The sequence below is a fragment of the Kocuria sp. KH4 genome, from assembly GCF_053711175.1.
Genome location: NZ_JBSJYX010000006.1, coordinates 21,143 through 41,665, shown reverse-complemented (window position 1 = coordinate 41,665; position 20,523 = coordinate 21,143). Strand labels below are relative to the sequence as shown.

Genomic DNA, 20,523 nt, shown 5'->3' with positions numbered 1-20,523 from the left:
GCAGGAGCGGAAGGTAAGGGATTTGAACCCTTGGTACGGGGTCACCGCACACCGGTTTTCAAGACCGGCTCCATAGGCCGCTCGGACAACCTTCCCCGCGCTCGCCGGGACGGCGGAGCGCGCCGCCCATTCTTCCACGCCGCTGGGAACGCCAGCAAAGCCCCCGCTAGGGTGGGCGCGTGAGCGCACCGGAGAGCCCCGCCCGCGGGACGACGACGATCGTGTGGTTCCGGGACGACCTGCGCGTCACCGACCACCCCGCCCTCGAGGCCGCGTGCCGACGCGGGGAGGTGCTGGCCCTGGTCGTCCTGGACGAGCAGTCGGCGGGCGTGCGCCCCCTCGGCACGGCCTCGAGGTGGTGGCTGCACGGGTCGCTGCGCTCCCTGCGCGCCTCCCTGGAGGAGCTGGGGATCCCGCTGGTGCTGCGCCGCGGCCCCGCCGGGGAGGTGCTGCCCGAGGTGCTCGAGCGCACCGGGGCGGGCGGGATCACCTGGAACCGCCGGTACGGAGGGCCCGAGCTCGCGGTGGACGCCGGGGTCAAGCAGTGGTGCTCGGAGCACGGGGTGGAGGCCCACTCCTACCAGGCGTCGCTGCTGCACGAGCCGTGGGCCCTGCGCACGGGGGCCGGGGGCCCGTACAAGGTGTTCACCCCCTTCTGGAAGGCCCTGCGCGCCCTGGAGATCCGTCAGCCGCTGCCCGTCCCGGACGCCGGACGGGGCGCGGACCGGGCCGTCGCGGACCGCGCCGCCGGGGAGGACCTGGAGTCGTGGGGCCTGCTCCCCGACGCCGGGCGCGCGGCGGGGCTGGCCGGGACGTGGACGCCCGGAGAGGCCGCCGCGTGGGAGCGGCTGGACGACTTCCTGGACCGCGCCGAGGACTACGACGAGGGCCACGACCGCCCCGACCGCGAGGGCACCAGCCGGCTCTCCCCGCACCTGCGCTGGGGGGAGATCAGCCCCTTCGCGGTGTGGGACGCCGCCGTCCGGCACCGCGCCGAGCGGGGGAGCAGCCCGGGGCTGGAGAAGTTCCTGACCGAGCTGGGCTGGCGGGAGTTCAACTGGCACCTGCTCCACCAGCAGCCGGAGCTGCACGTGCGCCACGTCCGCCCGGCGTTCGACGCGTTCCCGTGGCGGGACCCCGCCGAGGGCGCCGCGGACCTGCGGGCCTGGCAGGAGGGCCGCACCGGGTTCCCGCTGGTGGACGCGGGCATGCGGCAGATGCTGGCCACGGGGTGGATGCACAACCGGGTCCGGATGGTCGCCGGGTCCCTGCTGACCAAGAACCTCCTGCTGGACTGGCGCAGCGGGGAGCAGTGGTTCTGGGACCACCTCGTGGACGCCGAGCCCGCCAGCGGGCCGGGCAACTGGCAGTGGGTGGCCGGCTCAGGGGCGGACGCGAGCCCGTTCTTCCGGATCTTCAATCCGCTCACGCAGGGGCGCCGGTTCGACCCCGACGCCCGCTACATCCGCCGGTGGGTCCCGGAGCTGGCCGGGGACTCCGGGGTGGACCCCCACGAACCCGGCCTGCTCGGGCCGGCGGTGGGCTACCCCGCCCCGGTGGTGGACCTGCCGGCCAGCCGCGCCCGCGCCCTGGACGCCTACGCCTCCATCCGCTGAGCAGCGCGGCCGGCCACCCCGGTCACCCCGGGGCGTTCGCCGGCGGGGGAGTCCGGCGGCCGCGGGCGACCCGGGCCGGGAGCGGGGACACAATGGGAGCGCACGTCGTTCCCGACAGGAAGGCCCCATGATGCGCGCAGTGCTCGAGACCACCCCCGGCGGGCCGGAGGTGCTCGCCGTGACCGAGGTCCCCGCCCCTGAGCTCACCCCGGACGGCGTGCGGATCCGCGTCCGGGCCGCCGGCATCAACCGGGCCGACGTCATGCAGCGCCTGGGCCGGTACCCCGTGCCCCCGGGGGCCTCGGCGGTCTTCGGCCTCGAGGTCTCGGGCACGGTCCAGGAGCTCGGCCCGGCGGTCCCGGCGGGAGCCCGGCTCGCGGTCGGGGACGACGTCGTCGCGCTGCTGGACTCCGGGGGCTACGCCGAGGAGGTGGTGGTCCCCGCCGGGCAGGTGCTGCCCGTCCCGCAGGGGGTGGACGTGCAGGCCGCGGCCGCGCTGCCCGAGGTGTGCGCCACCGTCTTCTCCAACGTCTTCATGGCCGCGGCGGCCCGGGAGGGGGAGACGGTCCTCGTCCACGGCGGCACCGGCGGCATCGGCACCAACGCGATCCAGATGTGCCGGGCCCTGGGCCTGCGGGTGCTGACCACGGTCGGCGGTCCGGGCAAGGCGGCCGCGGCCCGCGAGCTCGGCGCGGAGACCGTCGACTACCGCGAGGAGGACTTCGTGGCCCGCGTCCGGGAGCTGACAGACGGCCACGGCGCGGACATCGTCCTCGACGTGGTGGGCGGGTCGTACCTGGACCGGAACCTGGACGCGCTCGCCGTCAACGGGCGGCTGGTCGTGATCGGCCTGCAGGGCGGGCGCCGGGGGGACCTGGACCTGGGCAAGCTCATGGCCAAGCGGGCCGCGGTCATCGGCACCACGCTGCGCGCCCGGCCCGCCGGGGAGAAGGCACGGATCATGGCCGCCCTGCGCGAGCACGTCTGGCCCCAGGTCGAGGCCGGGCGGATCTCCCCGGTGGTCGACCGCGCCTTCCCCCTGGACCAGGCGGCGCAGGCCCACGAGTACTTCGACTCGGGCTCGCACATCGGCAAGGTCCTGCTCGTCCCCTGAGCGCGGGGACGCGGTCGGGCGGTGCTGTGTCCGGGATCACCGGGGACCTAGAATCGGACCTGTTTTCCCGGGAGGCGCACAGCTTCCCCTCTCACGTCTGGAGACCTGCCATGAGCTCTTCCCACCAGCCCCCCGGGCGGCCCGGGGGCACCGTGCCGCCGGGCGCCGCCGGGGGCGCCCCCGCCGTCACCGCGGAGCGGCCCCCGGTCGCCCTCGACCCCGCGGTCCTCGACCAGGAGACCCGCCGCTGGACCCCCGCCAAGATCGCCCTCTGGGTCGCGATCGCCCTCGTGGGGGCCCTGGGCTGGTTCATGCTCGCGATCGCCCGCGGGGAGGCCGTCAACGCCATCTGGTTCGTCTTCGCCGCCGTGGCCACCTATCTGATCGCCTACCGCTTCTACTCGAAGTTCATCGAGGACAAGCTGGTGCGCCCGGACGACACCCGGGCCACCCCCGCGGAGTACAAGGCCAACGGCAAGGACTTCATGCCCACCGACCGCCGCGTGCTCTACGGGCACCACTTCGCGGCCATCGCCGGCGCGGGCCCGCTGGTGGGCCCCGTCCTGGCCGCGCAGATGGGCTACCTCCCCGGGACCATCTGGATCATCGTGGGCGTGATCCTCGCCGGCGCCGTCCAGGACTACCTGGTGCTGTTCTTCTCCATGCGCCGCGGGGGCCGCTCGCTCGGCCAGATGGCCCGCGAGGACCTGGGCGTGGTCGGCGGCACGGCCGCGATCGTGGCCACCCTCGCCATCATGATCATCATCACCGCGATCCTCGCCCTCGTGGTCGTCAACGCCCTCGGGGAGTCCCCGTGGGGCGTCTTCTCCGTGGCCATGACCATCCCGATCGCCCTGTTCATGGGCGTGTACCTGCGCTACCTGCGCCCGGGCAGGGTCATGGAGGTCTCCGTGATCGGGTTCGCGCTGCTGATGCTCGCCATCGTCGCCGGCGGCTGGGTCGCGGAGAACCCCGCGTGGGCCGAGGCCTTCACCCTGGAGCGCACCACCATCGCCTGGGGCATCATCGTCTACGGCTTCGTGGCCGCGATCCTGCCGGTGTGGCTGCTGCTCGCGCCGCGCGACTACCTCTCCACCTTCATGAAGATCGGCGTGATCGGGCTGCTGGCGATCGCCATCGTCGTCGTCCGCCCCGAGGTCACCGCCCCCGCCGTGGACGTCTTCGCGTCCCGCTCGGACGGGCCGGTGTTCCCCGGCTCGCTGTTCCCCTTCCTCTTCGTCACGATCGCCTGCGGAGCCCTCTCCGGCTTCCACGCGCTGATCTCCTCCGGCACCACCCCGAAGCTGCTCGAGAAGGAGCGCCAGGCCCGGTTCATCGGCTACGGCGGCATGCTCATGGAGTCCTTCGTGGCGATCATGGCCCTCGTGGCGGCGGTGACCATCGACCGCGGCCTGTACTTCGCCATGAACTCCTCGGCCGCCGTCACGCAGGGCACCGTGGAGGGCGCGGCCGCGTTCGTGAACTCGCTCGGGCTCACCGGCGTGAACGTGGACCCCGCCATGCTCGAGTCCACGGCCCAGGCCGTGGGGGAGGAGTCGGTGGTCTCCCGCACCGGCGGCGCCCCGACCCTGGCCGTGGGGCTGGCCAACATCCTGGCCCAGCTGTTCGGCGGCGCCGGCATGATGAGCTTCTGGTACCACTTCGCCATCATGTTCGAGGCGCTGTTCATCCTCACCGCCGTGGACGCCGGCACCCGGGTGGCCCGGTTCATGCTCTCCGACTCCCTGGGCAACGTGCTGCCGAAGTTCCGGGACACCTCGTGGCGGCCCGGTGCCTGGCTGACCACCGCGATCATGGTCGCCGGCTGGGGCGCGATCCTCTACATGGGCGTGACCGACCCGCTGGGCGGCATCAACACCCTGTTCCCGCTGTTCGGCATCGCCAACCAGCTGCTCGCGGCCATCGCCCTCGCCGTCTGCCTGACCATCGCGGCCAAGCGCGGGTCCTTCCAGTACCTGTGGATCATCGCGCTGCCGCTGGCGTTCGTCACCGTCATCACGGTCTACGGGTCGATCCTGAAGATCTTCTCCTCCGTGCCGGCGGTCGGCTACTGGGCCCAGCACAACGCGTTCCGCGAGGCCAAGGCCTCCGGCGCCGAGACCTTCGGGACGGCCAGGACCCCGGAGGCCATCGACGCGGTCATCCGCAACACGTTCATCCAGGGCTCGCTGTCCGTCCTGTTCGTGGTGCTGGCGGTGATCGTCATCGTCACCGCCCTCGTGCGCACGGCGCAGGCCTTCGCCCACCGCGACGACCCGGAGCACCCCTCCCGGCGCAACACCGAGGACCCCTACCGGCCGGCGGAGATCTACGCCCCCGCCGGCCTGGTCGCCTCGGCCCCGGAGAAGGAGCTCGAGCGGCAGTGGGCCGAGTACCACCGGGCGCACCCGCAGCCGCGGAGGCGCAGCCATGGCTGACACCTCCGCCCTGCGGCGGGAGCTGCGGCACGGGCTGCGCCGGCTCGCGGACGGGATCGGCCGCGCGGGCCGGGCCGCCCTGACCGGCGACAAGTACGAGCACTACCTGAAGTACCACGCCTCGACCGGGTGCGAGCACCCGCCGATGACCGAGGCGCAGTTCTGGCGCGACTACCACACGTGGCAGGACGACAACCCCCAGGGCCGCTGCTGCTGAGACCGCCCCGCCCCACCCCGGCCCCGGAGCCCCGTGCTCCGGGGCCGGGTCCGTCCCGGCCCCACCGGCGCGGGAGGCGCCCCCGGCCGCCGTAGGATGGACTGTCTCCTCCCGAAAGGACCGCCCGTGGCATTCCTGCGCGACTACCGCGCCGCTCGCCGTGACGAGGCCGAGCTCGGACTGGGCGTGTGGCGCCGCGCCCACGACCGGTTCCGCCGAGGTCTGGACCGCTTCCACCAGATCCTCGAGACCCTCCCGGACAAGGCGCTCGCGCAGTCCGTGGTGCCCACCGCGAACGCGCTGGCCGACCTGCTGCCGGAGGTGCGGGCGATCTGCGCCGCCGCCCAGCGCACGGCGCCCAGCACCGGCCACGACATCCCCGCCTCGAGCGGCGGCTACCTCAACGACGTCCACCGCGAGCTCTCCCGGGCCGGCAACGCCATGGCCCAGGCCGCCGAGGCGCTGACCATGGCGCGGTTCATGCGCACCGACGACGAGAGCGCGGCCCACCGGCTGGACGCGGTGGTGCGCCGGGCCGAGGCGGTGCGCGGGCACGTGGAGCGCGCCCGGGAGCTCCTCGAACGCGGGTGAGCCGGGCCCGCCGGGGGTGGACCCCTCCGCCTGCTGCTGGTTTGATGGAGGACATGACTGCTCCAGGGTTCGACTACCGCGCGGCCGACGACGAGTTCGACGCCCGCTGGTCCCGCTCCCCGCTGGGCCGTCCCGGGCCCCGGGGCCCCGGCCGGTTCGCCCCCGGCTACGACCTCCCCGGCCACCGCTGGAGCCCGTACGGGCGCGGCGGACGCCGTTCGGGCCTGCGCATGCTGCCGTTCCCCAGCTACTCGACCCGCACCCGGCGGGGCACGAACGTCTCGGTGGGCGGATGCTGCCTGCCCATCCCCATCGGGTGCCTCACGACCACGGTCCTCGCCGGCGCGGCGGCCGTGGTCGTCGGGCGCGCCGCCCGGTCCTGAGGGCCGCTTCCGGGCGCCGCCGCGGGACCCCGGCGGGTCAGGCGGCCACCGGCTGCGCCGGGGCGCGGTGGAGCACCTCGACCGGCGTGCGCACGGGCACGTCCTGCTCCGCCTCCGGCGGCGCGGCCAGGCGCCACCCGACGGCCTCCAGGTCCAGGGCCAGCCGGGCGTGCCCGGTCACCGGCCCCTCGTCGCAGTAGCGGCCGAAGGACCGGTGGACGTCCTCGAGCGCGCACCAGCGGACCAGGGCCGCGGCCCCGCCCACGGCGGAGGCCCGGGCGGGGACGGCGCCCACGTTGCGGTCCTGCAGGGCGGTGAGCGCGCGGTCCAGGAACCCCGGCGGCAGCTCGGCGTCCGGATCGAGCAGCAGGACGAGGTCGCCGGCCCCCATCCGCACCGTGCTCAGGGCCTGGTTCACCGCCCCGGCGCGGTGGTGCGGGTTGTCGACGGTGAGCAGCACCTCGGCGCCCGCACGCAGCGCGACGTCCACGGTGGCGTCCGTGGACCCGTCCGACATCACGAGGATCCGCTCCGGGGGACGGGTCTGGCGGTGGAGCGAGGTGACCGCGTGCCCCACGCGGGTCGCCTCGTCGTGGGCGGGGATGATGGCCGCGATCATGACGACGCCTCCCGTGCTGCGCGATGCGCGTCCCGGGGGTGCTTCCCCCCGCGGCGGGAGCCCCGAACGGCTCCCCGAGTGCGTGCTGCAGATGACACCGGATGTCCCCCCTGACGTCCTGTCCTGCCGCCAATTCTAGGGATCGCCGCAGACAGTTCACATACGCAAATAGGGGGACGGCGGGGTCTACGGGCCCTCGGGATCGCACTCCCGGGAGAGCTCCCAGACGTTCGCGTCCCCGCGGCGCTCGAACACCACCCGGCTCACGAGGGCCTGGATCAGGGCCAGTCCCCGGCCGGACTCCAGGTGCTCCTCGGCCATGGCCCGGTCGAGGTCCACCTCGGCCGGGGCGGCGCCGATCTCGTAGATCATCGCCTCCAGCCGGTGCGGTGCCGCCACGAGGTCCACCTCGAGCTGGATCGGGGCCTCCGCGGCGGGCACCGCGTGCACCACCACGTTGCCGGCCGCCTCCATGACCGCCAGCGTGAAGGCCATCCGGTCCGCCTCGGGCACGAACGCGGCGTCGTCCCACAGGGCGTCGAAGTCCTCGTGCAGGGCGTCCACCGTCTCGGCGGTGGCCGGACCGCGCCGGGAGCGGCGGGACGTGGGCTCAGTCATCGGCGAAGGCCGCGTCAGCGGTGTCGTAGGGCGTCAGGACGCGGTGCATGCTGGTGAGCTCGAGCACCATGCGCACCTGGGGCCGGACGTTGGCGATCCGCAGGTCCCCGCCGGCCTGCCGGGCCAGCTTGAGGCACCCGATGAGGGCGCCCAGGCCGGAGGAGTCCATGAACTCCGTGCCGCCGAGGTCCACCACCACGTGGTTGCTGCCCCCGTCCACGACCTGCGCCACGACCTCCCGCAGCTTCGGCGCTCCCACCATGTTCAGCCGTCCGGTGCCCGTGATGTGGGCGAACCTCGGCTTCTGCTCAACCGTGAACTGCATCGGCTTTCCTCTCCTCCGGGTCGGAGCCCGGGTATCTCGCGGTGGTGCCGAGCACGCTCGGCACCACCAGGTCGAAGGCGACCCGGGCCACGTCGGCCAGGGTCCCCGCCGGTTCGTTCGGTCCCCGCACGGAGCGCGGCGCCGGGCCGTGCGGCCGGCCGCCCCCCGTGGGGACGCCCCGTGCTGCCACGGGGCAGAGCATCGGCGCGGTGCGGCGGACGACGGCCGCGGACCCGCTGAGGTAGGTCCACATCGTAGCGAAGCACCTGAGCCGCTGCCCCCGTCCGGGCCGGGGCCGCGGCAGCGGGTTCTCGCGGAGCAGCACCCCCCGGGCCGGAGCCGTCGACGCCGAGGAGCCGAGGGGCACGGCGGTCCACGCGGACCGGTTCGGCGACCCGGGCCGGCGCCGGGCGACGCGGTCGACGCCCAGCGGCCGGTCGAGGAAGCGGCTCACGCTCCGCCCTGCGGTTCCGGGAGCCGGCGCAGGACCACCGCGGTCACGTCGTCGCCGGGCAGGTCGGGGTCCGGGACGGCGCCGCGGGCGAGGTCGAGCACGGCGGCGCAGACGGCCTCGGCGTCCGCGCCGCGGGAGGTGGCCTCGGCCACGGCGTGCACGGCCTCGTCCACGTCCTCGTAGGCGTCGAGCAGGCCGTCGCTGACCACCACGAGCGTGTCGCCGGGCGCGAGCGCGAACCGGCCGGGCGTCCAGCTCGTGCCGGGCACCGCGCCCACGGGCGGTCCGCCCGGGCGCAGCCGTGCGACGCCGTCCGCGTGGACGTGCAGGCCCAGGCCGTGCCCGGCGTCGACGTAGTCCACCATGCCGCGGGCCGTGTCCAGCCGGGCGTGGAAGAGCGTGACGAAGGACCCGGAGTGGTCGAGGTCGTTCTCGAGCTGGCGGCAGGTGTCCCGGAAGGCCTGCTCCATGTCGGGCTGTCCGGCGGCCGAGCGCAGCACGGCCCGGACCGTGGCGGCGATGAGCGCGGCGCCCATGCCCTTGCCCATGGCGTCGGCCAGGGAGACCTGCAGGCCGCCCTCGGTGGTGTACCAGTCGAAGAAGTCCCCGCCCACGCTGCGGGAGGGCCGGCACGCGCCGGCCACGTCGTAGCCGGCCACGACCGGGGCGACCGAGGGCAGGAGGCTGCGCTGGACCTCCGCGGCGCGGCGCAGCTCCTCCGCGTCGGCCTGCTCCGCCCGGGCGCGCGGGCGGCGGAACATCGCCTCGATCCGCGCCTGCAGCTCGCGCGGGCTGAAGGGCTTGCTGATGTAGTCGTCCGCCCCGAGCTCCAGGCCCTCGAGCCGGTCGATCTCGCCGGGGCGGGCGGTGACCATGAGGAGGTAGGCGTCCGAGAACTCCCGGACCCGCCGGCACACCTCCATGCCGTCGAGGTCGGGCAGGTTGAGGTCGAGGGTGATGAGATCGGCGCCGTTCCGGCGCACGGCCTCGAGCCCCTCGAGGCCGGTCGCGGCCGTGGTCACGGTGAAACCGCGCATGCCGATGGTCTGGGCGAGCAGGTTGCGGATGTCGTCGTGATCCTCGATGACGACGGCACGACGGCCCTGGGGGGAGGGGGTCATGGACCCATTAAGCCGCTAATCTTTGCGAATGTCATCCCGACCCTCCGGGGACGGCTCACTCCCGTCGGAAGTGCATCCCGTGGACCGCATGCTCACCGTCCTGTCCCTCGACCGGCTCCGCTTCCACGAACTGTCGATGCGCCGGAGGGTGCTGCTGAGCCAGCTGCCGTTCACCGTCACGACGGCGGTGCTCGTCCTCGGCGTGTGGGTGGCGCACGCACCCCTGCGCGGGCACCTCCAGCTGCACCTGGCGACGGCGCTGACCCTGGTGCTGACGGCCCTGTGCGTGCTCGTGCCGTGGGACCGGCTGCCCGACGGGGCCTTCCTGGCCGTGCCCGTCCTGGACTTCGTGCCCCTGACCCTCCTCCGGGAGGCCACCCTGACCTGGGTGACCGGGGTGGGGATCATGGCCGCGTTCCCCGTCGTCTGGCTCGCCGCCTCGGGGCGGCTGCCCCGGGCCGCCGCCCCGCTCGGCTTCCTGCTGTCCCTCGCGATGGTCTGGGTCCCGCTGCTCGTCCCGCCGCGGCCGCTGACGGTGCAGCTGTTCACCGCCCCGCTGCTGATCCCGGTCATGCTCCTGGGCATCGGGATCACGGTCCAGGTGCTCTCGAACAGCATGGAGAGGCAGAACGCCGAGCTGACGGCCAAGGACGCGCAGCTGCGCCGCCTGCTGGACGTGACCGCCCGCCGGGAACGGCTGCTGCAGACCGTCATGGACACGGTGGACGTGGGGGTGCTGGCCATCGACGAGGACGGCCACGACGTCCTCATGAACCGGCGCCAGCGCCGGATCCACGAGCTCTCCCTGCCCGAGGGCCGGTCCGACGGCGCCGAGGCCGACCTGCTCATCTACGCGGACGCGGAGGGGACGCCCCTGCCCGCGGAGCAGCGCGCCGCGGCCCGGGCGGTGCGCGGGGAGTCCTTCACGGACCTGCTGGTCTGGGCCGGCCGGGCCCCCGCCCAGCGGGTGCTCTCCGTCTCGGCCCGGGTCATGCGCGACGACGACGGACGCCCGGAGGGCTCCGTCCTGTCCTTCAACGACGTCACCGAGCTCGTCGCCGCCCTGCAGGCCAAGGACGACTTCCTGGCCGGGGTCTCGCACGAGCTGCGCACGCCGCTGACCTCCATCCGGGGCTACACGGAGCTGCTGGCCATGGACGACGGCCTGCCCGGGCACGTCCGCTCCGGGCTGGAGGTCATCGAGCGCAACGCCGACCAGCTGCTGGTCCTGGTGGAGGACCTGCTGGGCACGGCGGGCTCGGTGCTCGAGCCGCAGCTCGTGGCCGCCGACCTCGTGCAGGTGGTCGAGCAGTCCGTGGCCGCCGCCGGCCCGAAGGCCGCCGCCGGCGGGGTGGACCTGCGCGTCGAGGCGCCGCGGCGCCTCGTGCTGGAGTGCGATCCCGTGCGCATCGGCCAGGTGCTGGACAACCTGCTCTCGAACGCGATCAAGTACTCGCCGTCCGGCGGACCCGTCACGGTGAGCATCACCCCCGCCGGGCGCGCCGTGCAGCTGCGGGTGGCGGACCGCGGCATGGGCATGCGGCCGCAGGACGCCGAGGAGGTCTTCGGCCGCTTCTTCCGCAGCGCCAACGCCCGGATGAGCGCGATCCCCGGGCTGGGCCTGGGACTGGCCGTCGCCCGGAAGATCGTGGAGCGCCACGGCGGCGGCATCCGCTGCGAGAGCGAGCTGGGGGAGGGCACGGTCTTCACGGTCGTCCTGCCGCTCGCCGGTCCCGGGGCCGCGGGCTCGGGCCCGCTCGAGGCGCTGCAGCGCCAGGACTGACGCCCGGAGCAGGACCGGGGCACCGCCGGTCCCGGGCCCGGGGACGACGAAGGCTCCGGGCCCTGGTGGGCCCGGAGCCTTCCGGGAGAGCCTCCTGTCGGAATCGAACCGACGACCTTTTCATTACGAGTGAAACGCTCTACCGACTGAGCTAAGGAGGCCTGCACGTCACCGTCCGGGACGGGATCAGTGCAGGTGAAACTGTAGCAGAGAGCGTCCCGGCGTCCGCAATCCCGGCCGTCCCGGCGTGGTGCCGGTGCGGCACCGGCACCACGCCCGCGTTCCCCGGGTGTTCACCCGCCCTTCGGCCGTGGCGCCTTCCGGGCCCCCCGCCGGGGGCGCACCATGGACGGACACGACGACGGGGCGGGCCGCTGGGGCTCCCCCGGGACAGGAGGGCCCGCGGTGGGCGAGACGGCGCAGGACCTCGACCTGGCGTTCCTGGACATGTCCGGGACCCTCTTCCACGACAACGGGATCGTGGAGCGGGCCTTCGAGCGGACGGCGGCCGGCCTGGGCGTGGACCCGGACTCCGAACGGTTCCGGCGGATGCTCGAGCACCTCCGCAGCTGCCCGGGGCAGTCGCGGTCCGGGACGCTCGAGCAGCTCTTCGCCGCCGAGCCGGACCGGGCCCGGCGGGTCGTGCGGGACTTCGAGCGCCACCTCGACGACCTGCTGGCCGCCGAGGGCGTGTGCCCGGTGGAGGGCGCGGAGCAGGCGGTCGCGCAGCTGCGCGAGGCCGGGCTGCGGGTGTGCCTGGCCACCGGCCACAACCGGCACAGCATGAACACGCTGCTGGAGCAGCTGGGCTGGACGGGCCTCGCCGACCTCAGCCTGTGCCCCTCGGACGCCGGGCGCGGCAGGCCCTGGCCGGACATGGTCCTCACCGCGGTGCTGGCCCTGGACCTCGGCGACGTCCGCCGGGTCATGGTCGTCGGGGACACGGTGGCGGACATGCAGGCGGGCCGGCGCGCCGGATCGGCCGCCGTCGTCGGGGTCCGCACGGGCGCCCACCCCGCCGAGGCCCTGCGCGCGGCCGGTGCGCACGTGGTGGTGGACTCCGTCCGCGACCTGCCCGGCCTCCTCCGCGCGCCCGTGGCCCTGTCCCGCTGAGCCCCCGGCACGGACCCGCCCTCCGCGCCGGGACGACGACGACCCCGTCGGCTGGCATGCTGGTCGAGGGGGGCGGCAGGCCGCCGGTCCCCGCCCTCGTCCGCCGGCACACCTCAGAGGACCCCCATGGAACGACCCGCCCCGCCTCCCCACCGCTCCTGGCGGACCTCGCAGCGTGTGCTGATCACGGGGCTGACGCTCGCCTTCGGGGCGCTGGGACTGGTCGTCCTGCTCGCCGGCGCCGAGGCCGGGGCGCGCGCCTGGCACGGCCGGGCGGACCTGTGGCTGGAGGCCGCCGCGGTGACGGCCCCGGACGTGGGCGGCCTGGCCCCCGGTCTCAGCTCGGAGGGCTACGACCTGGTGCACGTGCGCGTCACGGGGGCGGAGTCCTCCAGCATGGTCCTCTACGCCCTGACCCTGGCCCTGGGCACCGTGGTCTTCGCCGGCATCTGCTTCTTCCTCGCCTACCTGTGCCACCGCATCCACCTCGGCCGGCCGTTCGACCGGGTCCTGACCGTGGGGCTGACGGCGTCCTCGCTCTCGCTCGTGGCGCTGTCCCTGCTGGGCCCGTTCCTCTTCGCGGCGGCGCAGGGGAGGATCTTCGCCGAGCTCGGCGTGGAGCTCGGCCGGGCGCCGTTCGTCAACGGCTGGTCCTTCGGGGACACCGACGCGGTGCTGCTGGTCGCCGGGGTGTTCCTCGGCCTGCTGGCGCTCGCCTTCCGCGCGGGCGCCTGGTGCCAGCGCACCGAGCCCGCGCGGTCCTGACCCGCCGGTCCCGGGCGGGTGCCGGCCGGTGCGACCCGTCCGGTCCCGCTCCGCCCCGTCCGGTCTCGCTCAGTCCCGGTCCGGTCGGTCCAGGGACACGACCGCCAGGAAGCCCCGGCCGGTGAGCTCGGGGCTGTCCGGCTCGGCGCCGCGCACGGTGTCGAGGACCCCGACCTCCTCGGCGCTCCTCCCGCCGGCCGTGAGCACGGCGCGGCCCGAGAGCAGGACCGCCAGCTGGTCCGCGAAGACGGGGTGCGGGCGCTTCGCGGACAGCTCCAGCACCACCACGTGCGCCCGGACCGCCCCGCGCGCGGCCAGGACCTCGAGGGCGCGGACCGGGCCGGTGGGCAGCGCGGCGTCGACGGGCTCGTCGGCGGGACCCCGGAACGGCCGGTGCCGCTCCAGCGCCTGCTCCCGCCCGCCGGCGCCGAGCACGAGCAGCTCGCCGTCGACGACGGTGAGCACGCGCTCCGCCCCGGCGGCTGCCGGCAGCGTGCCGGGGCGCTCGATGTCGAGCAGGGAGAGCTGCCAGGCGCCGGCCGGGCCGGCGGCGATCCGGCGCACCGTGCGGCCTCCGGCGCGGGCGACGGGCAGGTCGCCGGCGCGCAGCAGGACGGGGCGGGGGAACGGGTCGGTCACGGGAGCCTCCGGTCGGCGGTCGTGGACGGTCTCAGGAGCACGTGGTCCCCTCCTCGGGCAGCTCGCCCTCGAGCAGGTAGGCGTCCACGGCGGCCTGCACGCAGTCGTCGCCCGAGGTGTAGGCCGTGTGCCCGTAGCCGTCGTAGCTCAGCAGGCGGGCGCTCTCCAGCTGCTCGGCGAGGGCCTGGGACCAGTGGTAGGGGGTCGCGGGGTCGTGCGTGGTGCCCACGACGAGGATCGGGTCGGCGCCGGCGGCGTCGACCGGAGCGGGTGCGGCCGCGGGCCCCACCGGCCAGCCCTGGCACGCGGCGTCGCCGTAGCCGAGGTAGGGGCCGAAGGTCGGCGCGACCTGTTCGAGCTGCTCCTGGTGCCGGGCCATCTGCTCCTCGGTGACCGCCTCGGCGGACCGGTCGAGGCAGTTCACCGCGGTGAAGGCCATCGTGGTGTTGTTCGCGTACCGGCCCTCGGCGTCGCGCCCGTGGGTGGCGTCGGACAGCGCCAGCAGCGGGGAGAGGTCCCCGTCGAAGGCGGCCCCCAGGGCCTCGTTGAGCTGCGGGTAGGACGTGGTGGTGTACAGCGGGGTCAGGATGCCCTCCACCACGTTCGTGGCGGTGACCCGGCGCCCGTCCCCGGCGGTGACGGTGCCCTCCTCGACCGAGGCGATGAGCTCCTGGATCCGCGCCGTCGCCGCGTCCGGGTCGGCGTCCCCGACCACGCAGCCGCGGATCTCGGCGCGGCACACCTGCACCCAGTGCCGCAGGTTCTCCTCGAAGCCCGCGGCCTGGTCCGCGGTGGCCTGCCGGTCGCTGAGGGTCGGGTCCACCCCGCCGTCGAGCACGAGCCGGCCCACCCGGTCGGGGAACAGGTCGGCGTACACGGCGCCCAGGTGGGTGCCGTAGGAGAAGCCCAGGTAGGTGGTCCGCTCGTCGCCCAGGACCGCCCGCAGGACGTCCAAGTCCCGGGCGGCGCTGACGGTGTCCATCTCGGCGACCAGGTCCCCGGAGTTCTGCACGCACTGCGCGCCGAGCCGCTCGTACTCCTCGCGGATCTCGTCGGCGGGGTCGGACCGCGGGTCGAACATCGGCTCGGCGCGCCACGCGTCCAGCTCGGCGTCGTCGAGGCACTCGATCCCCGCGGAGCGGCCCACGCCCCGCGGGTCGAAGCCCACCACGTCGTACACCTCCCGCACCTCGTCCGAGACCGTGTACTCGGCGAAGGCCGTCGCGTCCACCCCGGAGGCCCCGGGGCCGCCCGGATTGATCAGGAGGCTGCCGCGGGAGCGCCCCTCGGCCGGGAGACGGGACATCACCACGGTGGTGATCTCCCCGGACGGGTCGTCGTAGTCCAGGGGCACCTCCACGGCGGCGCAGCGGAGGTCGTCCTCCGCGCCGTTCGCCTCGATCTCGAACTCGCACCCGCCCCAGTCCACCGTCTGGGTGTAGAACCGCTCGAGCTCCGTGGGCGTGCCCTCCACCACGGCGCCGCTCGCGCCCCCGGACGGGGGCCCGGCCGTGCCGGGGACGCCCAGGGAGGCGCACCCGCCCAGGAGCAGGCCCATGGCGGTCAGCGCGGCCGCGGCGGGCAGGGGCGCGCGGCGTGCTCGGGGGGCGCGGCGGGTCATGGGGCTCCTCGGGGCGGGGGAGTCGGACGGGGTCACAGCAGGGAGACGGCCATCGCCTCGAACGCGAGCTGCGCGCTGACGTTGGTGCGGATCCGGTCCCGGGTCCGGCTGATCACGTCGATGCGCTGCAGGGTCTGCTCGGGGGTGGCGTTGGAGGCGTGGTCCCGCAGCTGCTGGGCCAGGTGCTCGTTGACCAGACCGGAGCCCGTGCGCAGCTGCAGCGTCAGGACGTCCCGGTAGAAGGTGGTGAGGTCGATGAGGAAGCGGTCGAGGGTGTCCGTCTGGATCCGCCGGGAGCGCCGCTTCTGGTCCGCCTCGAGCCGGTTCAGCGCGCCGCGGATGGCCGGCGGCACCCGGCCCGACTCGGGGGCCCCCAGCGCCACCAGCAGCTGCTTGCGCTCCGACTCGTTGCGGGCCTCGGCGTCCGCCTGGGACTCCTCGACCGCGATCTTGTGCAGCCGGTCGGCGGCGCGCACGGCGTCGGGCACCCCGGAGAGCTTCAGCGGCATGGACACGACCTCCTGCCGCCGCGTCCGGGCGTCGTCGTAGAGGGCGAGCCGCTTGGCGATCCCGACGTGGGACTGGGCGAGCCGGGCGCTCTCCTGCGCCCGCTGCCGGGGCACCCCGTGCCGGCGGATGAGCAGCTCCGCGACGTCCTCCACCGCCGGGACCTTCAGCGTGGCGGGCCGGCAGCGGGAGCGGATGGTCACGAGCACGTCCATGGGGCTGGGGGCGCACAGCAGCCAGATCGTGTTCGGCGGGGGTTCCTCGATGGCCTTGAGCATGACGTTGGAGGTGCGCTCCACCATCCGGTCGGCGTCCTCGACCACCATCACGCGCCAGCGGCCCACCGAGGGCCGGTCCTGGGCGCGCACCACGAGCTCCCGCGCCTCGTCGATGGTGATCTGCGGGTTCTCCGTCACGAAGTGGGTGAGGTCGGCGTGGGAGCTGGCCAGCACCGTGCGGCAGGCGTGGCAGTGCCCGCAGCCGCGGTCCGCGGGGTCCTGCTGCTCGCACAGCAGCGCCGCCGCGAAGGCCAGGGCCGCGTTGGACCGGCCGGAGCCGGGCGGGCCGGTGAACAGCCACGCGTGGGTGGGCCGGTCCTCGCGGGCGGCGCGGCGCAGCTGCGCGACCACGGCCTCCTGGCCCAGGAGCTGGTCCCACACGCTCACGGGGCCACCTCCGCGGCGGTCCGGGGGAGCGCGGCCAGCCGGCCGCGGACGGCGGCCGCGAGCTCCTCGGCCGGCCGGGTCGCGTCGAGCACCAGGTAGCGCTCCGGGGCCCGGGCGGCGAGTTCGAGGAAGGCCTCGCGGTTGGCGTCGTGGAAGGCGTCGGGCTCGAGCTCCAGGCGGTCGCCGGCGTCGCCGTCCCGGGCCTCGCGGCGGGCGCGGCCCGTGCGGGCGGGGACGTCCAGCAGCACGGTCAGGTCGGGCACGAGACCGGTGGTGGCCCACGCGTTGAGCTCCGCGACACGGTCCACCCCGAGCCCGCGCCCGGCGCCCTGGTAGGCGGCGGAGGAGTCGGCGTAGCGGTCGCAGACCACGATGCGCCCGGCCGCGAGGGCGGGGCGGATGAGCTGCTCGACGTGGGCGGCGCGGGCGGCCGCGAACAGCAGGGCCTCGGTGCGGGCGTCCACCGGGCCGTGCGCCGGGTCCAGGAGCAGGGCGCGCACCCGCTCGCCCAGCGCGGTGCCGCCCGGCTCCCGGGTGCGCACCACGTCGTGGCCCTCCGCGCGCAGGGCGTCGGCGAGCAGGCGGGCCTGCGTGGACTTCCCGGCGCCGTCCCCGCCCTCGAACACGACGAACACCCCGCGCCGGGCGGGCGCGGGGGAGGACTCCGGGGCGGGGGCGGACGGCGGGGCGGGAGCCGGTCGGGTGGTCACTCCACCAGCCTATCGACCGCGGGGGACGGGGAGCGCTCCGGGCCCTGCCGCTGGGGACCCGGCGGGCCGCTAGCCTGTGACCATGACTGCGCGCCCCGAGACCCCGTCCGCCCACTCCACCGACGCCCTGCGCCCGGACACCGTGGTGGTGGCCGGCGGGCGCCCCGCCCCGGAGCACGACGCCCCGGTGGGGCCCTCCATCGTCCTGACCTCCACGTACCGGGGCTCCGGCGGCCTCGACGCCGCCGACCGCGCCTACGGCCGCTACAGCAACCCCACGTGGGAGGACATGGAGGACGTCCTGGCCCGGCTCGAGGGGGCCGGGCAGCCCGGGCTGCTCTACGCCTCGGGCCTGGCGGCGATCGCGTCGGTGCTGTCCCTCGTCCCCGCGGGCGGGTGCCTGGTCATGCCCCGGCACAGCTACCAGGGCTCCCTGGCCCTGGCCAAGGACCTCGAGGCGCGCGGGCTGCTGACGATCGTCACCGTGGACGTCGCGGACACCGAGGAGGTCGTGGCCGCCCTCGGCGGCGCGGACCTGCTGTGGCTCGAGAGCCCCACCAACCCCATGCTGGAGGTCGCCGACCTCCCGGCGCTGCTCACCGCGGCCCGGGAGCGCGGCATCCTCACGTGCGTGGACAACACCTTCGCCACGCCCCTCGTGCAGCGCCCGCTCGAGCACGGCGCCGACGTGGTCGTGCACTCCGTGACCAAGTACCTGGCCGGGCACTCCGACGTCGTGCTGGGGGCGGCCGTCACCTCCGATCCCGGCCTGCGGGACCGGCTGAAGGGCCACCGCTCGCTGCACGGGGCGATCCCGGGGCCGTTCGAGGCGTGGCTCGCGCTGCGGGGGATGCGGACGCTCGCGCTGCGGATCGAGCGCTCCGCGGCGACCGCGGGGAAGCTCGCCCGCCGGCTGCAGGAGCACCCGGCCGTGCTCGAGGTCCGCTACCCCGGCCTGCCCGGGGACCCGGGGCACGAGCGCGCCGCCGCCCAGATGGACGGGTTCGGCGCGATCGTGGCCATCGTGCCGGCGGGGGACGTCGACGCGGTCGAGGCGGCGGTGGACCGGCTGCGGGTGTGGACCCCCGCGACCTCCCTCGGCGGGGTCGAGTCGCTGATCGAGCGGCGGCGCCGGCACCACGAGGAGCCGCGCAGCGTGCCGGAGACGCTGCTGCGGCTGTCGGTGGGCATCGAGAACGTCGAGGACCTCTGGGAGGACCTCGACCACGCCCTGCGCGGGATCGACCGGTAGGCTGGGCACCGTGGACATTCCCTGGGTCTTCTACCTCGTGCGATTCATCGACATCGCCCTCGCGCTGGTCGTCGCCGGCCTGGCCGTCTGGGCCTTCGTCGACTGCCTGACCAAGGCGCCGGTGCAGTTCCAGCGCGCGTTCAAGCGCACCAAGGGCTTCTGGCTCGCGCTGACCGGCGGGTCCCTCGCGTTCACGGTCTTCACGCTGCTGCTGCTGCGCCCCAGTCTCTTCGTCCTGCTCATCGCGGGCACGGCCGTGGGCGTCTACCTCGCCGACGTCCGCCCGGCCGTGGGCCTGGAGTCCAAGGGGCCCAACAGCTGGTGACCCGCCCCCGTGGCGCCGGCTTGTCCCGGGCTCGCGCCCGGATGGAAGAATGGGGCCATGGCTACCGAATCAGCACCGTACAAGCTCGTCCTGCTCCGCCACGGACAGTCCGACTGGAACGAGAAGAACCTGTTCACCGGGTGGGTGGACGTGGACCTCACCGACAAGGGGCGGGAGGAGGCCGTCCGCGGCGGTGAGCTGCTCGTGGAGAAGGGCATCGCCCCCGACGTCCTGCACACCTCGCTGCTGCGCCGGGCGATCACCACGGCGCACCTCGCCCTGGACCGGGCGGACCGGCACTGGATCCCCGTCAAGCGGTCGTGGCGGCTCAACGAGCGCCACTACGGTGCGCTGCAGGGCAAGGACAAGACCCAGGTCCGCGAGGAGTACGGCGACGAGCAGTTCATGACCTGGCGGCGCTCCTACGACGTCCCGCCGCCCGAGCTGGACGACTCCGACCGGTACTCCCAGGCCGGGGACCCCCGGTACGCCGACGTGGCGCACGCGCCCCGCACCGAGTGCCTCAAGGACGTCCTCGACCGCTTCATGCCCTACTGGGAGCAGGAGATCGTCCCGGACCTGCAGGCCGGGCGCACCGTGCTCGTGGCGGCGCACGGCAACTCGCTGCGCGCGCTGGTGAAGCACCTGGACGGCATCTCCGACGACGACATCGCGGCGCTGAACATCCCCACGGGCATCCCGCTCTACTACGAGCTGGACGAGGACCTGCGCCCCGTGGTGGCCGGTGGCCAGTACCTCGACCCGGAGGCCGCCGCCAGCTCGATCCAGGCGGTCGCCAACCAGGGCAAGAAGTAGGCCCGGCACCGCAGCACGCCGAAGGGCCGGCCCCACCGCGGCGGTGGGGCCGGCCCTTCGGCGTTCCCGGGCGCGGGACGTGCCGCGCCCGGGCGGGAGCTCACACGCCGCCGTCGCGGCCCACGTGCCCGTGTCCGGTCGGGTGGTCGGAGGTGGCGGGGACCCACTCCCCGGTCACGAGGTAGGAGACCTTGCGGGTCACCGAGACACCGTGGTCGCCGATCCGCTCGAGGTAGCGGGAGCACAGGGTGACGTCCACGGCCGTGGGCACCGGGTACTCCCAGGCGGGGTCGGCCAGGACGTCGAACACCGACTGGTGCAGCGCGTTGACCTCGCCCTTGAGGGCGTAGATGTCGTTGGCCAGGGAGAGGTCCCGGGTCTGGAGCACCTGGATGACCCGGTCCACGATCTGCAGGTCGAGGTCGAACATGCGGGTGAACGTCTCCACGAGCGGCCCGGGGATGACCGGCTCCGGGTAGCGCAGGCGCACGGCCTGGGCCAGGTGGCGGGCCAGGTCCCCGGCGCGCTCGAGCGAGGCGCTCATCCGCAGCGCCCCCACGATCATCCGCAGGTCCGAGGCCACGGGGCTCTGCAGGGCGAGGATGTCGATCGAGCGCTCGTCGAGGTCGTTCTGCAGGAAGTCGATCCGGGCGTCGTTGGAGATGACCTCCTCGGCCAGCTCGATGTCCGCGTCGAGGAGGGCGTCCTTGGCGCGGGCGAGGGCCTCGCGCACCAGGGTCGCGATCTGGGTGAGCTCCTCCCCGACCTGGTGGAGTTCTGCCTGGAAAACCTTGCGCACGGGTGTGTCCTTTCGAGATGCGGCACGTCCGG

General features: G+C 74.7%; 21 protein-coding genes and 2 tRNA genes. 12 read left to right on the top strand and 11 right to left on the bottom strand.

The window, feature by feature from the left end:
* Window positions 1-7: 7 nt before the first annotated feature.
* Window positions 8-95: transfer RNA gene (locus ACWCOM_RS06400), tRNA-Ser, on the bottom strand.
* Window positions 96-179: 84 nt separating this feature from the next.
* Here ACWCOM_RS06400 and ACWCOM_RS06395 point away from each other — a divergent pair.
* The 6 genes from ACWCOM_RS06395 (at window position 180) to ACWCOM_RS06370 (ending at window position 6,359) form a co-directional block, all read left to right on the top strand.
* Window positions 180-1,616 (top strand): cryptochrome/photolyase family protein, encoded by a 1,437-nt coding sequence (locus tag ACWCOM_RS06395; RefSeq protein WP_454547905.1) that lies wholly within the window; start codon window positions 180-182, stop codon window positions 1,614-1,616.
* A gap of 130 nt (window positions 1,617-1,746) precedes the next feature.
* Window positions 1,747-2,730, top strand: a complete 984-nt coding sequence (locus ACWCOM_RS06390) for an NAD(P)H-quinone oxidoreductase (RefSeq protein WP_454548019.1) — start codon at window positions 1,747-1,749, stop codon at window positions 2,728-2,730.
* 110 nt (window positions 2,731-2,840) lie between these two features.
* A complete protein-coding gene (locus ACWCOM_RS06385) occupies window positions 2,841-5,168 on the top strand; it encodes a carbon starvation CstA family protein (protein ID WP_454547903.1) in 2,328 nt (775 codons plus the stop codon).
* Window positions 5,161-5,385 carry a CstA-like transporter-associated (seleno)protein gene (locus ACWCOM_RS06380; RefSeq protein WP_156269903.1) on the top strand — a complete coding sequence of 75 codons (225 nt, stop codon included), beginning with the start codon at window positions 5,161-5,163 and terminating at the stop codon, window positions 5,383-5,385. Before ACWCOM_RS06385 ends, ACWCOM_RS06380 begins: the two co-directional genes overlap by 8 nt.
* A gap of 126 nt (window positions 5,386-5,511) precedes the next feature.
* Complete coding sequence (locus tag ACWCOM_RS06375; RefSeq protein ID WP_454547902.1) at window positions 5,512-5,976, top strand: hypothetical protein; 465 nt, start codon at window positions 5,512-5,514, stop codon at window positions 5,974-5,976.
* 53 nt (window positions 5,977-6,029) lie between these two features.
* Entirely contained in the window at window positions 6,030-6,359 is a 330-nt protein-coding gene (locus ACWCOM_RS06370) for a hypothetical protein (RefSeq protein WP_454547901.1), read from the top strand.
* Between the two features lie 37 nt (window positions 6,360-6,396).
* Here the strand turns inward: ACWCOM_RS06370 and ACWCOM_RS06365 are convergent, their stop codons facing one another.
* The 4 genes from ACWCOM_RS06365 to ACWCOM_RS06350 form a co-directional block, all read right to left on the bottom strand.
* Complete coding sequence (locus ACWCOM_RS06365; protein WP_454547900.1) at window positions 6,397-6,978, bottom strand: glycosyltransferase; 582 nt, start codon at window positions 6,976-6,978, stop codon at window positions 6,397-6,399.
* A 186-nt stretch (window positions 6,979-7,164) separates the two neighbouring features.
* A complete protein-coding gene (locus ACWCOM_RS06360) occupies window positions 7,165-7,596 on the bottom strand; it encodes an ATP-binding protein (RefSeq protein ID WP_454547899.1) in 432 nt (143 codons plus the stop codon).
* Window positions 7,589-7,921, bottom strand: a complete 333-nt coding sequence (locus ACWCOM_RS06355) for an STAS domain-containing protein (protein ID WP_062736377.1) — start codon at window positions 7,919-7,921, stop codon at window positions 7,589-7,591. The genes ACWCOM_RS06360 and ACWCOM_RS06355 overlap by 8 nt, the downstream gene beginning before the upstream one ends.
* 450 nt (window positions 7,922-8,371) lie before the next feature.
* The gene (locus ACWCOM_RS06350) at window positions 8,372-9,496 is read right to left on the bottom strand and encodes a PP2C family protein-serine/threonine phosphatase (RefSeq protein ID WP_454547898.1); all 1,125 of its coding nucleotides are present in this window, start codon (window positions 9,494-9,496) and stop codon (window positions 8,372-8,374) included.
* Window positions 9,497-9,584: 88 nt separating this feature from the next.
* Between ACWCOM_RS06350 and ACWCOM_RS06345 the strand changes: the two genes are divergently transcribed.
* Window positions 9,585-11,279 carry a sensor histidine kinase gene (locus ACWCOM_RS06345; RefSeq protein WP_454548018.1) on the top strand — a complete coding sequence of 565 codons (1,695 nt, stop codon included), beginning with the start codon at window positions 9,585-9,587 and terminating at the stop codon, window positions 11,277-11,279.
* A gap of 88 nt (window positions 11,280-11,367) precedes the next feature.
* Here ACWCOM_RS06345 and ACWCOM_RS06340 read toward each other — a convergent pair.
* Window positions 11,368-11,440 (bottom strand) — tRNA-Thr (locus ACWCOM_RS06340).
* A gap of 244 nt (window positions 11,441-11,684) precedes the next feature.
* Here ACWCOM_RS06340 and ACWCOM_RS06335 point away from each other — a divergent pair.
* Window positions 11,685-12,392, top strand: a complete 708-nt coding sequence (locus ACWCOM_RS06335; protein WP_454547897.1) for an HAD-IA family hydrolase — start codon at window positions 11,685-11,687, stop codon at window positions 12,390-12,392.
* Window positions 12,393-12,518: 126 nt separating this feature from the next.
* Window positions 12,519-13,157, top strand: coding sequence for a hypothetical protein (locus ACWCOM_RS06330; RefSeq protein WP_454547896.1), 639 nt, complete (start codon window positions 12,519-12,521; stop codon window positions 13,155-13,157).
* A 69-nt stretch (window positions 13,158-13,226) separates the two neighbouring features.
* Here ACWCOM_RS06330 and ACWCOM_RS06325 read toward each other — a convergent pair whose 3' ends face one another.
* The 4 genes from ACWCOM_RS06325 to tmk are packed head-to-tail and all read right to left on the bottom strand — an operon-like array spanning window position 13,227 to window position 17,299.
* Window positions 13,227-13,796: a HutD/Ves family protein gene (locus ACWCOM_RS06325; RefSeq protein ID WP_454547895.1), complete on the bottom strand. Its 570-nt coding sequence runs from the start codon at window positions 13,794-13,796 to the stop codon at window positions 13,227-13,229.
* Window positions 13,797-13,827: 31 nt separating this feature from the next.
* Window positions 13,828-15,417 carry an alpha/beta hydrolase gene (locus tag ACWCOM_RS06320; RefSeq protein ID WP_454547894.1) on the bottom strand — a complete coding sequence of 530 codons (1,590 nt, stop codon included), beginning with the start codon at window positions 15,415-15,417 and terminating at the stop codon, window positions 13,828-13,830.
* A 32-nt stretch (window positions 15,418-15,449) separates the two neighbouring features.
* On the bottom strand, window positions 15,450-16,589 hold the full coding sequence (locus tag ACWCOM_RS06315) for a DNA polymerase III subunit delta' (protein ID WP_454547893.1): 1,140 nt from the start codon (window positions 16,587-16,589) through the stop codon (window positions 15,450-15,452).
* The gene (gene tmk, locus ACWCOM_RS06310) at window positions 16,586-17,299 is read right to left on the bottom strand and encodes a dTMP kinase (protein ID WP_454547892.1); all 714 of its coding nucleotides are present in this window, start codon (window positions 17,297-17,299) and stop codon (window positions 16,586-16,588) included. The genes ACWCOM_RS06315 and tmk overlap by 4 nt, the downstream gene beginning before the upstream one ends.
* A gap of 82 nt (window positions 17,300-17,381) precedes the next feature.
* Between tmk and ACWCOM_RS06305 the strand changes: the two genes are divergently transcribed.
* From ACWCOM_RS06305 to ACWCOM_RS06295, 3 genes are read left to right on the top strand one after another with little or no spacing between them, the layout of a single operon-like run.
* Window positions 17,382-18,551 (top strand): trans-sulfuration enzyme family protein, encoded by a 1,170-nt coding sequence (locus tag ACWCOM_RS06305; RefSeq protein WP_454547891.1) that lies wholly within the window; start codon window positions 17,382-17,384, stop codon window positions 18,549-18,551.
* Between the two features lie 10 nt (window positions 18,552-18,561).
* Window positions 18,562-18,876, top strand: a complete 315-nt coding sequence (locus tag ACWCOM_RS06300) for a DUF2516 family protein (RefSeq protein ID WP_047803014.1) — start codon at window positions 18,562-18,564, stop codon at window positions 18,874-18,876.
* 57 nt (window positions 18,877-18,933) lie between these two features.
* Complete coding sequence (locus tag ACWCOM_RS06295) at window positions 18,934-19,692, top strand: phosphoglyceromutase (RefSeq protein ID WP_454547890.1); 759 nt, start codon at window positions 18,934-18,936, stop codon at window positions 19,690-19,692.
* Between the two features lie 100 nt (window positions 19,693-19,792).
* Here ACWCOM_RS06295 and phoU read toward each other — a convergent pair whose 3' ends face one another.
* Window positions 19,793-20,491 (bottom strand): phosphate signaling complex protein PhoU, encoded by a 699-nt coding sequence (gene phoU, locus ACWCOM_RS06290; RefSeq protein WP_454547889.1) that lies wholly within the window; start codon window positions 20,489-20,491, stop codon window positions 19,793-19,795.
* Window positions 20,492-20,523 lie beyond the last annotated feature (32 nt).

Excerpts from the sequence above, each read along its gene's own strand:
- ACWCOM_RS06370 (WP_454547901.1), top strand. The coding sequence starts at position 6,030 with ATGACTGCTCCAGGGTTCGACTACCGCGCGGCCGACGACGAGTTCGAC.
- ACWCOM_RS06330 (WP_454547896.1), top strand. The coding sequence starts at position 12,519 with ATGGAACGACCCGCCCCGCCTCCCCACCGCTCCTGGCGGACCTCGCAG.
- ACWCOM_RS06365 (WP_454547900.1), bottom strand. The coding sequence starts at position 6,978 with ATGATCGCGGCCATCATCCCCGCCCACGACGAGGCGACCCGCGTGGGG.
- ACWCOM_RS06345 (WP_454548018.1), top strand. The coding sequence starts at position 9,585 with ATGCTCACCGTCCTGTCCCTCGACCGGCTCCGCTTCCACGAACTGTCG.
- ACWCOM_RS06390 (WP_454548019.1), top strand. The coding sequence starts at position 1,747 with ATGCGCGCAGTGCTCGAGACCACCCCCGGCGGGCCGGAGGTGCTCGCC.
- ACWCOM_RS06360 (WP_454547899.1), bottom strand. The coding sequence starts at position 7,596 with ATGACTGAGCCCACGTCCCGCCGCTCCCGGCGCGGTCCGGCCACCGCC.
- ACWCOM_RS06385 (WP_454547903.1), top strand. The coding sequence starts at position 2,841 with ATGAGCTCTTCCCACCAGCCCCCCGGGCGGCCCGGGGGCACCGTGCCG.
- ACWCOM_RS06380 (WP_156269903.1), top strand. The coding sequence starts at position 5,161 with ATGGCTGACACCTCCGCCCTGCGGCGGGAGCTGCGGCACGGGCTGCGC.
- ACWCOM_RS06295 (WP_454547890.1), top strand. The coding sequence starts at position 18,934 with ATGGCTACCGAATCAGCACCGTACAAGCTCGTCCTGCTCCGCCACGGA.
- ACWCOM_RS06350 (WP_454547898.1), bottom strand. The coding sequence starts at position 9,496 with ATGACCCCCTCCCCCCAGGGCCGTCGTGCCGTCGTCATCGAGGATCAC.
- ACWCOM_RS06320 (WP_454547894.1), bottom strand. The coding sequence starts at position 15,417 with ATGACCCGCCGCGCCCCCCGAGCACGCCGCGCGCCCCTGCCCGCCGCG.
- ACWCOM_RS06305 (WP_454547891.1), top strand. The coding sequence starts at position 17,382 with ATGACTGCGCGCCCCGAGACCCCGTCCGCCCACTCCACCGACGCCCTG.
- ACWCOM_RS06355 (WP_062736377.1), bottom strand. The coding sequence starts at position 7,921 with ATGCAGTTCACGGTTGAGCAGAAGCCGAGGTTCGCCCACATCACGGGC.